The sequence below is a fragment of the Kocuria salina genome (assembly GCF_013368965.1).
In the GTDB taxonomy this organism is placed as follows: domain Bacteria; phylum Actinomycetota; class Actinomycetes; order Actinomycetales; family Micrococcaceae; genus Kocuria; species Kocuria rosea.
The window spans coordinates 18,476-33,167 of record NZ_SSSF01000003.1; the positions used below are offsets into that span (position 1 = coordinate 18,476).

15 protein-coding genes and 1 pseudogene are annotated in these 14,692 nt (G+C 67.3%); 7 read left to right on the forward strand and 9 right to left on the reverse strand.

All coding sequences use genetic code 11. The features are described 5' to 3' along the window. Positions 1-631: 631 nt before the first annotated feature. Positions 632-1,006, reverse strand: coding sequence for an ArsR/SmtB family transcription factor (locus E7Z53_RS06790; RefSeq protein WP_047803062.1), 375 nt, complete (start codon positions 1,004-1,006; stop codon positions 632-634). Positions 1,007-1,062: 56 nt separating this feature from the next. Between E7Z53_RS06790 and E7Z53_RS06795 the strand changes: the two genes are divergently transcribed. After that, on the forward strand, positions 1,063-2,115 hold the full coding sequence (locus E7Z53_RS06795; RefSeq protein ID WP_047803061.1) for a cation diffusion facilitator family transporter: 1,053 nt from the start codon (positions 1,063-1,065) through the stop codon (positions 2,113-2,115). A 10-nt stretch (positions 2,116-2,125) separates the two neighbouring features. Here E7Z53_RS06795 and E7Z53_RS06800 read toward each other — a convergent pair whose 3' ends face one another. Continuing rightward, positions 2,126-2,719: a recombinase family protein gene (locus tag E7Z53_RS06800; protein WP_176337450.1), complete on the reverse strand. Its 594-nt coding sequence runs from the start codon at positions 2,717-2,719 to the stop codon at positions 2,126-2,128. A 241-nt stretch (positions 2,720-2,960) separates the two neighbouring features. On the opposite strand from E7Z53_RS06800, the gene E7Z53_RS06805 reads away from it, so the two are divergent. Then, the gene (locus E7Z53_RS06805) at positions 2,961-3,449 is read left to right on the forward strand and encodes a hypothetical protein (RefSeq protein WP_176337451.1); all 489 of its coding nucleotides are present in this window, start codon (positions 2,961-2,963) and stop codon (positions 3,447-3,449) included. Between the two features lie 60 nt (positions 3,450-3,509). Continuing rightward, complete coding sequence (locus E7Z53_RS06810; protein ID WP_047801431.1) at positions 3,510-3,839, forward strand: histone-like nucleoid-structuring protein Lsr2; 330 nt, start codon at positions 3,510-3,512, stop codon at positions 3,837-3,839. A gap of 1,097 nt (positions 3,840-4,936) precedes the next feature. On the opposite strand, the gene E7Z53_RS06815 is transcribed toward E7Z53_RS06810, so the two are convergent. Then, positions 4,937-5,344 carry a hypothetical protein gene (locus tag E7Z53_RS06815; protein ID WP_047801430.1) on the reverse strand — a complete coding sequence of 136 codons (408 nt, stop codon included), beginning with the start codon at positions 5,342-5,344 and terminating at the stop codon, positions 4,937-4,939. A 472-nt stretch (positions 5,345-5,816) separates the two neighbouring features. Here E7Z53_RS06815 and E7Z53_RS06820 point away from each other — a divergent pair, with 472 nt between their 5' ends. The 3 genes from E7Z53_RS06820 to E7Z53_RS06830 all read left to right on the forward strand — a co-directional run bounded on the left by E7Z53_RS06820 (position 5,817) and on the right by E7Z53_RS06830 (position 9,741). After that, positions 5,817-7,826: a hypothetical protein gene (locus tag E7Z53_RS06820; RefSeq protein WP_176337452.1), complete on the forward strand. Its 2,010-nt coding sequence runs from the start codon at positions 5,817-5,819 to the stop codon at positions 7,824-7,826. A 115-nt stretch (positions 7,827-7,941) separates the two neighbouring features. Beyond that, entirely contained in the window at positions 7,942-8,730 is a 789-nt protein-coding gene (locus tag E7Z53_RS20625; RefSeq protein WP_176337453.1) for a class F sortase, read from the forward strand. 435 nt (positions 8,731-9,165) lie between these two features. After that, on the forward strand, positions 9,166-9,741 hold the full coding sequence (locus tag E7Z53_RS06830) for a hypothetical protein (RefSeq protein WP_176337454.1): 576 nt from the start codon (positions 9,166-9,168) through the stop codon (positions 9,739-9,741). Here the strand turns inward: E7Z53_RS06830 and E7Z53_RS06835 are convergent. Further along, positions 9,702-10,957, reverse strand: a protein-coding gene (locus tag E7Z53_RS06835; RefSeq protein WP_176337455.1) for an IS3 family transposase whose coding sequence is annotated in 2 segments (ribosomal slippage) — positions 9,702-10,684 and positions 10,684-10,957 — 1,257 coding nt in all. Because the reading frame shifts where the segments join, the coding sequence is not laid out codon by codon here. The genes E7Z53_RS06830 and E7Z53_RS06835 overlap by 40 nt on opposite strands. Before the next feature lie 574 nt (positions 10,958-11,531). Here E7Z53_RS06835 and E7Z53_RS06840 point away from each other — a divergent pair. Next, positions 11,532-11,699 (forward strand): hypothetical protein, encoded by a 168-nt coding sequence (locus tag E7Z53_RS06840; RefSeq protein ID WP_176337456.1) that lies wholly within the window; start codon positions 11,532-11,534, stop codon positions 11,697-11,699. Positions 11,700-11,757: 58 nt separating this feature from the next. On the opposite strand, the gene E7Z53_RS06845 is transcribed toward E7Z53_RS06840, so the two are convergent. The 5 genes and pseudogenes from E7Z53_RS06845 to E7Z53_RS06865 all read right to left on the reverse strand — a co-directional run bounded on the left by E7Z53_RS06845 (position 11,758) and on the right by E7Z53_RS06865 (position 14,257). Further along, positions 11,758-12,504 (reverse strand): hypothetical protein, encoded by a 747-nt coding sequence (locus E7Z53_RS06845; RefSeq protein WP_047802004.1) that lies wholly within the window; start codon positions 12,502-12,504, stop codon positions 11,758-11,760. Between the two features lie 19 nt (positions 12,505-12,523). Continuing rightward, the gene (locus E7Z53_RS06850) at positions 12,524-12,856 is read right to left on the reverse strand and encodes a hypothetical protein (protein ID WP_176337457.1); all 333 of its coding nucleotides are present in this window, start codon (positions 12,854-12,856) and stop codon (positions 12,524-12,526) included. Between the two features lie 115 nt (positions 12,857-12,971). Then, a pseudogene (locus E7Z53_RS06855) lies at positions 12,972-13,214 on the reverse strand (IS5/IS1182 family transposase); the annotation flags it as partial. A 366-nt stretch (positions 13,215-13,580) separates the two neighbouring features. After that, positions 13,581-13,736, reverse strand: a complete 156-nt coding sequence (locus E7Z53_RS06860) for a hypothetical protein (RefSeq protein ID WP_154676747.1) — start codon at positions 13,734-13,736, stop codon at positions 13,581-13,583. Between the two features lie 296 nt (positions 13,737-14,032). Then, entirely contained in the window at positions 14,033-14,257 is a 225-nt protein-coding gene (locus tag E7Z53_RS06865) for a hypothetical protein (protein WP_176337459.1), read from the reverse strand. Positions 14,258-14,692 lie beyond the last annotated feature (435 nt).

The following is a 14,692-nucleotide window of genomic DNA, read 5'->3' on the forward strand; positions in this document are numbered from 1 at the left end:
TCGATCCAGTACTCATCATTCCCCCTGTTAACGACAAGGTCCCGGTGCATCCGGGACCCTCTGTCCCAGGGTGGACGCCTCACTTGGAGTCCCCGTCGCGGGATTCTCAAGGTTCCATGAAGACTCCAAGGTCCATGGGCGACGCAGGCGCTTCTCCGTGCGACCGAAGCACGAAACGAGGAAAGGGAGACCCAGCGCAGGACCCGCGAGGTGGCCCGGGGTCCGTCGGACCCTGTGATCCGAGCCAGATCACCCCTTCACGTTAAAGACGGGCGCCCCAGCCCTGGGGAGGAATACTGGGGCACCCGAATGTCCGTGCACGAACGGATGAGAACGGGGTGTTCTCACTGGCAAACTATGCCCTCATCGACCCAGAAAAACAGGACGTAGAGCACCCAGCAGAGCAAGCTTCAGGGAATCTTCATGTCGTCTTGAGGGAAGCTCCACAATCCACTTCACATCCCGCCGTCACCTTTGAACTGCCATACGCCCCGCGTCGACGTGTGGCCAACGAACGGCCCCTTCAAGTGCCGAAAGGGGACTGCCGCACCGATAAGTGCACCTATCGGTGCGGCAGTCCCCCTCGTCGGCTTTGTGACTCGAACGCGCCCGGCGAGATACATGGAGTGGGTCACCCGTTGCGAGCAGCGCCTGTAGCGCGGTAGCTGTGCGGGGCGCCTGCCGGGGCGGCACCGGTGATGTGCTCGGCGTGCGAGAGCGCCTCGGCCAGCAGGCGGTGCACGTGGGTGTCGGTCGCCCAGTAGTACGCGAAAGTGCCCTGCCGCCGGCTCTCCACCAATCCGGCCAGGCGCAGCTTGGCCAGGTGCTGGCTCACCGCCGTGGGCGCGGCGCCGACCAGCTCGGCCAGGGCGTTCACGCTGGACTCGCCCTGGAACAGTGCCCAGAGGATTTTCACCCGCGTCGCATCGGAGAGCATGCGGAAGGTTCCCGCAGCGATCCGGGCATGCTCATCATCGGGGGCAGGGTGGACCAGCTCGTCGTGCACGGCACCATGCTATCTGCGCCTTTGTATCTTCGTATCTACGTAGATACGCTTCCAGTGTGAAACCAGCCCGGCCCACCCCCGCACACGGCGACTCTCCCACCCACTCCCAGGACCATGGCCATGGTCACCATGAGGGTCATGGGCACCACGGCGGTTGGGCCCGGCTCAAGCACGCCCTCATCCCGCACAGCCATGACCACACCGAGGCCATCCAGACCGCTGAGCAGGCCAGTTCCATCGGCATCCGCGCCGCCTGGATCAGCCTGGCCGGGATGGGGGCCACGGCACTGCTGCAGATCGTCATCGTCTGGCTCAGCGGGTCGGTGGCCCTACTCGCTGACACCGTGCACAACCTCGGGCACCTGGCCACGACCATCCCGCTGATCATTGCCTTCCGCCTCGGCCGCCAGGCCCCCACCCGGCGCTACAGCTACGGGTTCCGGCGGGCCGAGGACCTGGTCGGGCTGCTCATCGGGGCCGTGATCGCCCTCTCGGCCGCGCTGATCGTCTGGGAATCACTGCGGGCGCTGACCACCCAGCAGGACATGACCCACCTCGGGTGGGTCCTGGCTGCCGCCCTTGTCGGGGCCGCCGGCAACGAGGTCGTGGCCCGCTATCGCATCCGGGCCGGGCGGCGCATCGGCTCAGCGGCGCTGATCGCCGAGGGCCAGCACGCCCGCACCGACGCCCTGACCTCCCTAGCGGTGGTGCTCGGGGTCATCGGCGCCTGGTTCGGGCTCCCGTGGGTGGATCCGGTGATCGGCCTGGCCATTGCCGCGGTGATCATCGCGGTGCTGGTCGGGTCGATGCGCACGGTCGTGCGCCGGCTCATGGACGGCGTCGAGGACGGGACCTTGGACTTGATCGAGCGCACGGCCGCCGCCGTACCCGGGGTCGCAGCGGTGGGCCGGACACGGGCCCGGTGGAGCGGGCACCGCCTGGAGGCCGAGGTAGCGATCGCCGTGGAGAACACCCTGAGCGTGGAGGCCGGCCACAACCTCGCCCACGCCGTCGAGGAGCACCTGCGCCTACACGTCCCCCATCTGCAGCAGGCCACCATCCACGTCACCCCCGCCCAGACAGCCACCACTTCCCGGACGATCCCGTGACGCATCGGACTCAGATGGTCCTCGCTTGCGGCAGCTCCCGGATCCGCCGGTAGAGGGTCGCCCGCGACATCCCCAGGTCTCGAGCGACCTGGGTGGCCGGCTCCCCGGACTCGATCAGGCGCAGGGCGTTGCGGATCTGGGAGTCGGTGAAAGTCTGACGCCGCCCGCCCAGGTCCTTACCGGCGGCCCTCCGTTTGGCCACCGAGTCGGTGATCCGCTCCCGCTTGATCTCCAACTCCATCTGCGCCAGGGCGGCCATGACGGTGAAGACCATGGAACCCATCGGGGTCGCGGTGTCCACGTCTCCCCCACCGAGGTTCAGCACCCACAGCCCGGCACCTGTGCCCCGCAGCTCTTCGGCGAAGCTCAGCATGTTCTGAGTCGATCGCCCCAACCGGTCCAGCGTGGTGATGACCAAGGTGTCGCTCTCTTCGAGGGCGGCCACTGCTTTGTCGAACTGTGGGCGTGATGCACGGGCTCCAGACACTCCACTGTCCATGTAGATGTCATCGCGTCGCACGCCGGCATGTAGCAGGTCGGATACCTGACGGTCCGCATCCTGCTGCCGTGTCGATACCCGGGCATACCCGATGAGCTTCCCCACGTCCACCTCATCTGTCTCGTAACTAACGTTGAGTATCGAATTCTAGAGGCATGGATAAAGCACACGGATGCGAGACAGGCCGAACCGCGGAAACATGCGGGTGCAGTTTTTTGCGACGAGACGTCTTGCATCCCTTGCCTTCCAAGACGCATCGTTGCACGAGCACAGTGAGCATGCAGGCATACAATGCAATGAATACGATGCATACCCTGCCCTGGTTTCGCTGACTATAGGAGAAAGCATGCCGTTCGAGGTCTTTGATAAGAGGATGACTCCACTGGCGAAGGCGCCCAGCGTCACGATCCAGAAGCGTGGTGTGATTTCGCTGAACAAGGCCGCCCACGACTTGGTGGACAATGCCGAGACGGTGGAGCTGCTCTACGACCGGGAACGGCAGATCATAGCCCTGCGTGCCGCCGATGACTCCTCCCCGCACGCCTATGCGGTCCGTAACGGTTCCAAGCGCGGCCCCGGCCAAGCCATCGTCTCGGTCACCGCCTTTACACAGCACTACGGCATCGATACCACTGCCACCAGGCGATGGAAGCCCTTTATCGAGGACGGCATGCTCTGCGTGGACCTGACCCAGGAAGGCACGGTCATCACCGGCAACCGCACCAAGTCCACGGCACCGGCCCAAGACGCCGAGACCGCAGACCCGATGGAAGATATCGACACCATCGCTGCCCAGGACGACCCAGCCGGCGAAGACACCACCGACAACTCCTGACCAGCCGCACGCCAGTACAGCGCTGTTTTACGACCCTTCATCCGAAAGGCATCCCCACCCATGGCCCAGAGAGTCGAAGTGCATCTCGAGGACGACCTCGACGGCGGACCCGCCGACACCACCCTCACCTTCGCTATGGACGGCAAGGACTACGAGATCGACCTCTCCCAGGCCAACGCCGAGAAGCTGCGCGAAGCCTTGCGCCCCTTCGTGGCCACCGGCCGCAAAACCACCCGCGGCGGGGGCTCTCGCGGTGCCCGCACCCGCGCCTCCAGCGGCGATCCGGACACCGCCAAGATCCGCGCTTGGGCCAAGGAAAACGGCCACGAAGTCTCCGACCGCGGCCGCATCCACCAGACCATCAAGGACGCCTACTACGCAGCCCACTGAGTGCCTGCCCCGAAAAGCCTTTCTTTGTCTTGTCCGCCGCAGGACATCGCACCCAAATCCAGGTCCAGTCCAGGCACCTTGTGTAGATGTCGCCGCACGTGGGTAAGGGTTTATGCCTTGTCCCAAGTTAGGGGGACGGTGTCGATGCTTCGCTGGAGTGAGCGTTCTGTTCGGGAGCGGGCAGCGGGTTATTTTGCCTAGTCAGAGCAATTTGTCCGTGATGCGAGACGGCCACTGGGTTTCCTGGCACCTGGAGCGTTGGCTTCTGAACGGCTAGGCCATTCGAGCCGGGGGGCTTGAACAGGTTCGGAGGGCGCCTCTGGGGGGAGGCGCCCGTCGCCCAGTCCGACCACGCCTAGCTGTGCGCCGACGGCGCACCGAAGCGCCCCTGCCCTCTTGCGGGCGGGGGCGCTTTCGTCTCCAGCACATCAAGAATCCCGATATGCCGATGTTTTGACAGCCGGGGAGCAGCATGGCCGGTGGGCCGGCTTCTCCTGCACGAGACAAAGGACCTCGCGACTGACTCCCTCTCGGTCTGCAGACCAGGAAAATGAAAAGGCGGGGTCTCGTGAGCGGTCATTGCGGGCAAGAGGGGCCGGGCGCAGCGCCCGGCCCCTCCCCCGAAGGCCATGGTGTGAGCACTGCACCCCCGGGGGCCCAGTGTGGACTGATCGACGAGGCGGACACCATTCCTGCTCAGGTGTTCGGTGGCATTTCCCGGGAAGTCGTCACATTAACAACACCCATGTAAACCCATGCACATAGGGCGTATCGTGAGGCCACCGCCGCAGATGGTTCGCGATCAGTCCCCCACTCAGTCTCTCCGTGTTCGGAGAGCTCCTGGTCCGGGCATTTCCTGCGGCGGTGGTGCCCGCATCCCCCGTGCGGATGACACCGGACGGGCCCTGCCGCATCCCCCGACTGGCAGGGCCCGCCCCCCATCACCACCGAACACAGCTTTCCCACCGCCGACCATGCCTGCAGCTGAGAACATAGACTCTGCTGGCCTCGGGGCGCCCCTGGCCCACGTGACAGGAGACCGACCTCCCCCACTGGGCGCCGAAGTGCCCCCGCTCAGCAGAGCGGGGACACTCCCCTTACGGCTGGGCTGTTCCCTTGCGCAGGTAGGACACGCATTGCCGGCGGATGTCGTTGAGCACCTGCAGGGCTGCCGGCAAGCTCAGTCCCAGCGCGCCGTGTTCGTGGGTGTGGACATAGACGTAGGCGCTTAAGGTCACCGTGCCGTCGTGGGGTCCGTCCCAGTCCTCCACGATCCCGCACAGGGCAGCCGGGTGATGCTGCACCTGCCCCGGGTCGTGGACGTGGAGCAGCTCCGCATCGACGGTGAACTCTCCGTAAAGCACAGCATCGTCGTCGATGACCGTGGTGACCACCCGGCAAAGCCCACCTATGTCCATGTCCCGGCCGGTGAGCACCTGGCCGTCGGCGACGTTGGCGGTGGTGAGCACCGCGTCCCGCGCCTGGGGTGACTGGGGTGCGTCCATGGGAGCCTGTCCTTCCGCTGCACTTCTTCTGTCGATAGCAGTGGGGGGCCAGGGCCACCCTAGTGGCCCGAATTACCCGTAATGGGGCGTGTGACGCTCCACGACCTGCGACAACCGCCGCGATACAGCCGTCCACCAAGGGGCTTTCCGGCGACGGCGCCCTGCCCGGGCTCGCTAACGGGCCATCAGCCCCTATCTCGAAGAATCCCTATTGGCACGTCCCCTGACCAGGGGACGTCCTGCACCTGAGGGCACTCTCCGGAAAGGGCAGGTGGGGCCGTATCTCCTGGTGAAGGCCCGGAACAGCACCCTTTCTCGCGTCTCATGGACGTCATCTGCCCCCCTAAGTGACCCACAGCGCCTGGGCTTTCGTACAGTGGTCTACACGAAAGCAAAGTTTGCTTTCGTTACCCCCCCGTTCGTGGCGTCCTCTCCCCCAGGTGGGGCTGCCCAGTATCAGATAAGAGCGATCATGAACCTTGGTAAGAAGCTTTTCGCCACCGGTACCGCGGCCGCACTGGCCTCTGGTGGTGTGTTCCTCACCGCTGCCCCGGCGTCGGCCGCGGTGGGTGACCCGCAGTGCCTGGCCGCCGATGCTGCGATGCAGGCGGGCCTGGAGCAGGCCGGGATCGAGGCTGAGCTCGTCGATGAGCTCGAGGCCGCCGTCGACGTCGTGGTGGCCGCTCAGGCCGAGCGTGATGCCCGGGCCCAGGCGGCCCTGGACGCCGCGACCGCCCTGGAGGTGGCGGTGGCGGAGCTGGAGGCTGCGGTGGAGGCCGCCGCTGAGGTGGACATCGAGTCCGCTGAGGCGGCCCGGGACGCCGCCCAGGCCGAGCTGGATGAGGCGAACGCGGCCCTGGCGGAGGCTGAGGCCGTGCTGGAGGCCGAGGTGGCCGCCTACAACGAGGTCGTCGCCGCTGCCGAGGCCGATCTGGAGGCCGCTCTGGCCGCGCAGGTCGAGGCCGACGCCGAGCTGGCGGCAGCTGATGAGGCGGTGCTGGGGGCCGAGGCCGATCTGGAGGCCGCGGTTGCCGCGCAGGAGGCCCTGGAGGCCGCCCTGGCCGCTCAGGTCGAGGCCGACGCGGGGCTCGCACCGGCCCAAGACGCCGTGGACGCGGCCCTGGCCGCTCAGGTCGAGGCCGACGCGGCGGTCGGCACCGCCCAGGACGCCCTGGATGCGGCGGCGGCGGTGCAGGCCGAGGCGCAGGCCGCCCTGGAGGTGGAGCTGGGCGAGCTGCAGCTCGCCCTGGACGCTCAGGTGCAGGCCGATGCCGCGGTTGCTGCCGCTGACGTCGCGGTGGATGCGGCACTGGGGGTGCAGGCCGATGCCGAGGCGGCCCTGGCCGATGCCACGGTGGCCTTGACCGCGGCGGTGGCCGATGGGGACGCCGATGCGATCGCCGCCGCCGAGCTGGCCGTGGAGGAGGCCACTGCGGCTGTGGAGGCCGCGGTCGCTGCGGTGGTCACCGCCCAGGCCGATCTGGATGCCGCGGTGGTTGCTGCCGCCGATGCGGCCCTGACCGTGGGAGTGGCCCAGGAGGAGGCCGATGCCGCCCAGGCCGAGGTGGATCTGGCCGCCGGTGTCACCGCCGACGCGCAGGCGCAGCTGGACGCCGCCGTGGCCACCGCCGCTGAGGCCGCAGCCGCGGTGGAGACCGCCCAGGCGGAATTGGCGGCCGCCGAGGCCGAGGCGGAGGCCGCCGCGGCCGCGGTGGCCGAGGCGACTGCGGCCGTGGAGGAGGCCGGGTCCGTCGCCGATGCCCAGGCCGCCCTGGAGGTGGCAGTCACCGACCGCGACGCCGCCCAGGCCGAGGCCGAGGCCGCCGCCGCCGTAGTGGCCGAGGCGCAGGTGGCACTGGAGGACGCGCAGGTGGAGCCGGAATCGCTGCTCGAGGCCCGGGCGGAGGTGACCGCCGCCGAGGAGATCCAGGCTGCCGCCCAGGCGGAGTTCGACGCCGCCCAGGCCGAGCTGGACGCCCAGCTGGCGCTGCTGGCCGCGGTCGAGGACGCCGAGGCGGCCGTGGCCGATGCCGAGGTGACCGTGGAGACGGCCGTGGCCGCCGCCATCGAGGCGCAGCTGGCCCTGGACGCCGCTATCGAGGACCTCGCTGAGGTCCGCCTTACCCTGGGCGAGGTCGGGGTCGATGTCGAGGAGCTGGAAGCTCTCTTCGATGCAGCCCTGGCAGCCTGCGCCGGCACAGGCGCCGGCATCGACGTCGACGTGGACGAGGGCCTGGTCACCGGCCCCACCGCCACTCCGGGTGCCCCGTGGTCCCCGGGCACCTCCCCGGTGCACTGGGTGCCCGGCTCATCCATGGAGACCACCAACCAGGGCATGAACGTCCAGACCGCCGGCACCACCCCCAGTACGACCACCGGTGCCGGTTCCGAGGACTACCTGGGAGTGATCGCGCTGACCGGGGCCGGCCTGCTCGCCGCGACCGGGCTGGTGCTGCGCCGCCGGCACACCACCGGCAGCTAACCACCACGGCGGGTGGGGCGCTCCTGCACCCCACCCGCCACCATCGTGACCCTCCGGGCGCCGGCCACCCTGGCCGGCGCCCGGAGCCACACCACCAGCCCTCGGGGGGCACCAGATGGGCCATCAGCACGACAAACACCAGCACGGCGCCACCACAGCACCCCACCAGCCCCGGCGCACCCGTGCCCTGCCCGTCATCACCGGACTGGCCGCGGCCGTGCTGCTCGGGATCGGCGGGTACCTCGGCCTCGGGCCCGGTCCTGATACCGAAGCGACTGCCACGGCGCCACCGGCCACCCACAGCACCATTGCCGCCCCCGACCCCGTCGGGGGCGAGGGTGCGGACTCGACGGCACCCACAGCATCCGTCTCGCCCTCCCCCGCACCTTCCCGGGCGGCTCCCGCGGTGACGCCCTCACCGGCACCCACCCCACCGGCACCCGAGCCGGCCCCGGTCCAGCCGGCGGCCTCCGCCCCGGTCCACCTCACCGTGCCCGCCGCCGGCATCGACCAGCCGATCCTGCCACTGGCCCCGACCACCGCCGAGCTGGCCAACCAGGCGATCGTGCCCCCAATGACCATGGACGCCTACTGGCTGACCACCTACGGCACCCCCGGACCCGGGTCCACGAACACCACCTACCTCACCGGACACAGCTGGGAAGGCACCGAAGCCCCCTTCGACCGGCTCAGCACCCACCTGAACCCCGGGGACACCATCACCCTCGACACCCAGACCGGGGCCATCAACTACACCGTGGACACAGTCACCACCCACGACAAGAACACCCTCAAAAACAGCGATATCTGGCAGATCACCCCGCAACGGCTGGTGATCATCAGCTGCTACACCCACGACCCCTGGGGCAAGAACGTCGTCATCACCGCCACCCCCACCCACTAACCCCACCCCCTCCTCTTTGCCGTCGAGCTGCACCCCCACACCCCCACGGAATGAACCGCGACCTACTACCCCCTGATCACCACCACCACAGGCAGCAGCGCCGACATCACCATGGTGTTGCCCCAACACCGACTACCCGCCCCACCACCCTTCGGCATATCCGCGCCGAATTCCACATCAGCACGACAGCTGGAAACGCGCCTCGCCGAACCCGACGCCCCGGAGGCTGGTGTGGAACCGAAGTCCTGAGCTATCCCCGTGATGTGCCCGTAGACTGATCAATCAGTGCCCCCTCGGCCCTTCTGTGGGTCGGCCTGCCGCGCAGGAAGCCTCCCCATGCCCCCCGCACCCATGCGTCCCGTTCCCAGTTGTCCTGGCTCAGCCCCCGAGCGAACCCGGGCCTACATCGCCGCCCCGGTACCCCCGGAAGAGGGGTTGCTGTCGGCGTTGAAGTGGGCGTTCCAGCACCACCCGGAAGGCCGGTGGAACCGGATCGGGATCCTGGTGCCCACCCCTGCTTACATCCAGCATCGGGCGTTGCACCGATTGCGTGCGCGCGGCGTCACGATCGAGGCCGTCACCGACCGACGGCCATTGGCCGGTTTCACCGGACCCGTCATCGCTTACGCCCCGGACCTGCCGACCCTGGCCGCCGCCGAGCAGCTACCGATCACCTGCGCGATCGTGGCTCTCGCCGCCGAGAACATCCCTCTCCGCCCGTGGGTGGATGCCTTCACCCCGAGGCATCTGGCCGGGCACGTCCTGACCCCGTTGGAGCCATTACTGCCCGATGCCACTGTGCGCCGGGCCATGGTGTACTTCACCCACCGCCTCGTCACCACTTCTCCCGCAGACGAGCCCTCAACACTTCAAGGCATCGCCGTAGGGCTACGTCGTCTGCAGGGCCAGGGGTGCCTGTTCACCACTGAGGAGTTGCTCGCTCTTGAACCGTCTCGGCTTCTCTGCCGTCTTCATACGGGCTGCGCCGCCGGCTGGGGCGCAGTGATCTGATCGTAGTGGGCGGCCTCGAACTCGGCAGGCGGGACGTTGCCGAGGCTGGAGTGCAGCCTGCGGGTGTTGTACCAGTCCACCCAGGCCAGCGTGGAGTACTCGACGTCGCTGACAGTTTTCAGTGGTGCCTTCACGAACGGGCCCGGGCGGATGCACTCGGTCTTGTAGAGGCCGATGATCGACTCCATGAGGCAGTTGTCGTAGGCGTCCCCGACCGAACCGATCGACGGCGCCATCCCCTCCAGGGCCAGATGCTCGGTGAAGCGCAGCGCCGTGTACTGGGACCCGGCGTCGTGGTGATGGATCAGCCCGTCCGGCAGCACCAGGCCCTGACGGGTCCGGTCCCACCGGCCCATTCGCAGGCAGGTGAGCACCAGATCCGTCGTGCGGGTCGTGGCCGCGTTCCAGGACACGATGCGCTGAGCGAAGACATCGACGATAAAGGCGACGTAGACGAACCCGGCCCACGTGCGCACGTACGTGAAGTCGGCGACCCACACGGTGTTCGGGGCCGCGGCGGTGAAGTTGCGGTTGAGCAGATCCGCCGCCCGCGTCCCATCCTTGGCCGGGATCGTGGTGCGCACCCGCCGGCCTCGGACCACCCCGGCCAGCCCGAGCGAGCGCATCAGCCGGTCCACCGTGCAGTGGGCCACCGCCAGCCCACACCGGCGCAGGTAGGCGGTCATCTTCCGCCGGCCGTAGAGGCCCTCCGGGGTGCCCACGGTGGCCAGCAGCGCATCCATCACCACCGCGTCGCTGACCGTGCGCGCGGCAGGCTGCCGACCGGGCTGCTTCCAGGAGCGGTAGGTTCTCGCGGCGACCGGCACGCCCTGCTCGCGCAGGACCGCGCAGATCGACTCGACCGCGTAGCCTTCGGCCCTCATCTGATCGATGAACCCGGCGATCAACGATTGCGGGGGTCGAGCTCCCCCGCAAAGAAATTCGAGGCCTTGCGCAGGATCTCATTGGCCTCACGCAACCGTTTGTTCTCGGCCTTGAGCCGCTTGATCTCCTCGGCCTCGGCCGTGGTGACTCCGTCCCGGTCACCGGAGTCGATCTCGGCCTGACGGACCCAGTTGCGCAGCGTCTCCCGCCCCAGATCCAGTTGCTGACCGATCTGCTGACAGGCCACCGTCAGCGACGGATAGTCCTGCTGGTGCTCGCGCACCATGCGCACCGCTCGGGCCTTGAACTCGGCGTCGTACTTCTTGGGCATGTCCTCATCCTTCATCGAAAGGAAGCGGCATCAAACCCGTGACGGTTCACTCTTGCCCTCCAATTGAACTGGGCCCCCCGCGCTATCGGGCGGTTGCAACACATGCTCGTTGACGAGTTCCCGGCACCAGCCGCCTGACCTCCACGGCCAGCCGAGACTATCCGTGCACCCCTGGATCCAGCCACCCGCCCCCGCGAGGCCGCCCCGAGCGTGCACCCCGGCGCTACAACCACACCCAGGCCGCGGTAGATATGTCTGTTTGGACAGCCGCCGAGACCAGGAACGGTCATCGACTCTGGCCGGCTGCCTCCACGGCCACCTCCGCAACCATGGAGGTTGGAGGGGCACACAGTGGTAGTCGGTGAACAGCAGCCGCAGGAGCTGCTGCCACACACCATTGTGCTTCGGGTCCAGCACCGAGCACCGTTGCCGGGCAGCTGAAACGGGCAGAAACCGTTGCCATCGACTTCGGCCTCGGCACACCGGCGGTGGGGTGTGCAGGCAGTAATCTCTTCAGATGGCTGCTGCGTTCCCCCCGCGCAGTGGTGGCTGCCTTCGTCGGAAGACTCCTGTTGTGGATTCCACCTTGCGTTTCCTGTCCATCCGCGTCCTGCACGACAGCAAGCTGCCCGCCCGCAGACGCGCGCTGTTGAATCAGCTGCCCCTGTCGCTCACCACTGCTCTGGTGTATGCGGGCAGCGCGGTGTTCCACACCCCGTTGCTGGCCAATCCCAGTCGATGAAATGAGCCCAGCGATGCGGGCCACACGGTCGCCCCTCGACGACCTTGTCACTGGCAGTTCACCTGCGTGGTTGAGCCTGCACCTCCAGCTTGAGCATGCCTTCCGGGAACGCGCTCAGCGTTGTGGCCAGCTGCTGGTCGAGGTAGGTCAGCAGCAGGCGCCGGTAGACGATGCCTTCCGGGCTCACCCCGGCCCCACCGGCATGACGCCGTGTGGGCTCGACAGCAGCGATAACGGCGTCCAGGCGTGCGAGGTCGTCTGCGGTCCACGGGCTCTGGTACACCCGCAGGCGCCCACCGTACACGGGCAGAAGGGCTCGCCGGGCCGCTGTGACATCGGTGGCCGAGACCACGACCTCTTCCACCCCATCCGGGGCCACCCGGCGGAATCGCCACAGCACGACACCGGCCTCGAACAGAGGGCTCTCGACGGCTCGGGTGGCTTCGTCCACCGGGTGCATCGGCGCATCCTGTGACTGCACCGGCAACCGCAGGGGTGACGCCGCCGGGATGATGTCGGTCACGGTGTCCACATACAGCTTGCCGTCGGACCACACCCCGGTGACCAGCACCCGGTGACCGATTCGGTCGATCAGCTCTTCCTCCCGACCAGGCCCCCGGGGGAACAAGACGACGACGGGCGCAGAGGCGGGCAGAAGAAGATCGACGGGCCACGACTCCTGGTGCCACCACACCAACCCGAGTCCTTCCTGCTGCACGCGCACCAGACGCCCGGCAGCCACCGCCTCCTGCCCGTCGGCCAGGACCAGGTGATCGAACCGTGTGTCCTTCGATTGACTGTCCACCGCTGGTTCCTCCACGTTCCTAGGAGCGCTTGACCTCCAGCATCATCCCAAATCGTGTCGGACGGACATTGACCGTGGACCGGTTGCGGCATTGGTAGTCCACGATGTCGGTGTAGACCCCGGCCAGGTAGGCCCCGCGCCGCATGCAGGCGCTGTAGCTGGAGTAGATGGTGTCGTCCCAAGGGATCCAGATCAGGTTGTGGTCCATGGGAGCGTACTCCCCGCCCTGGAACGCGGCAGACCCGACGGTGGCCGCGGGCACGGTAGCCGATACGGCCGGCGCGAGGGAGGAAAGACTCATGACGGCGGCGAAACCAGCCGCAGCCATTCCTCGAACGATCTTGTGACGCATGACGTGCTCCTCAAGCTCGGAGGTCGCCCCGCCGACCCGGTGAAGCGTGCCGTAACCCTAAGACGTTCGCAAAGTCAAATCCATGACTTTCCTCTAGATCCACAACGATGTCTTCTTACCGGGTTCCGTGCTCACGGCTCGTTGGCACGAGAGCGGCAGCGACGATGTCCCCGATGCGTGAGACTGAGAGGCTGACGTGGCGCAGGGCGGCCCAGCGTTGGCCCAGCAGCGCGTTGGCGCGTTCCCCGATGGCGCACATGCCGCTGACCAGCGCGTTGTAGGCCCGGCTGTCGATTTCGAGGTGGAAGCCCTTGATCGGGGTGTGCACCCCGATCCCGGCGCCCTGGTAGCCCTTGTCGGTCGAAAGCCTGCACAGGGCGCAGCAGACACCCGCCGGTGTGTCGAGGCCACGCTCCTGCGATCGGGTCAGGCGGAACGAACACGAAGCCCGGTCGACCACGCACCAGCAACATCGAGGAGCACAAGACCCGAGGTGTCACCCCGAACCGTCGCCGGTGTGAACCGACAGATCGCGGTGTTGTGGGAGCTCTCGTTCACAGATCGTCGTCACTTTTGCGAACGGATTGGCGGGTGGCGGATACTGGAGGCGGGAACTGGCGTGCTCACACCCACCGTTTCCCGGGAGGCCTGGTTGACCAGGCCGCGCCTCCCAGAAGAAAAAGCCGGGCGGCCGCCCGGCTTTTTCCATGCCCACCAGCCCGGGCTAGTCCAGAAACCGCCGCCACCAGATCCCCACCACCACAGCACCCGGAACCAAGGCAACAACAGTGCCCACCACGAAGTCTTCGACCAAGACGCCGATCACCGCAGCCAGCAGACCCACCTGCACCCCGGCCAGCAACACCAGGATCCAAGCCATGTCGCGACGCTGCCGGGTCTTCCACTCCGCGCGCCTTCTGTGCATTCGTAAAACGCTACGGGTTGAGTCCCCGCAACACCTTATCGCCGCGCTTCGTTACTCCACACCCCGATGTAGGGCGGCACACCTCATGCAGCACGTGGTCGCCATGACGGCAGCGCATGGCGAGATGGCGGGAAACTCACCATGCCTGTCGAAGTGAAGAGAGTCGGCGCAGCAGAACAAGAGAGGAGGGGCCGGAGCTGACCCGCCCCGGCTCCTCCCGTGACACCTCAGGCAACCCGAAGCGCCTGTAGTCACGGGGTGGTCGTCGCATTCTCGTTCCGCATGCCGTGGCGGGCGATGAGAGCCAGATATACCCCCACGATGGAAAGCGCAAGACCCAACAAGAAAAGCAGGCCGAGACCGATGTCCGGGTCCGCGCTGTAGCGTCTCTGCAGGGACGATGTCACCTTGGTTGCCAAGGCCAGGATTGCCCCAACCGGGATGAGGACAAGCCCAATGCGGTACATGCTTTTCATTGCGCCATTCTAGTTATTCCGTCCGGCGCCCTTGTCGTAGCCATCACCCACAGCTCGCGTCACGAGAGCAGCTGGTGCGCGCGGTAGCCGGGCCCCTCATGTGGCAGTCCAAGCACGGCCACGCCCTACGACACTCCATCTACCCGTATCGCTTAGGCATGCTGGCCATCCTGACCGGGAGACTCCACGTGACAAGCACTCCCCGGGCAGAGATCAACCCCATCTGCAACTCCGTCCCCACGTGCAATGGCCGGCATCCGGTCGCACATAAAGGGCGACAACGCGCCTGCGTCCGCGCCGTCGCCGGTCCGATCAGGAGTTGTCCGGACGACCCTGAGGCAGTGATCGCATCCCGGATACAGGACGCAGCCAGCCTGAAGGAATCCCGGGCACGGAACCGCCAACATAGTGACAAGCATGCTTTCTATCAGTAAG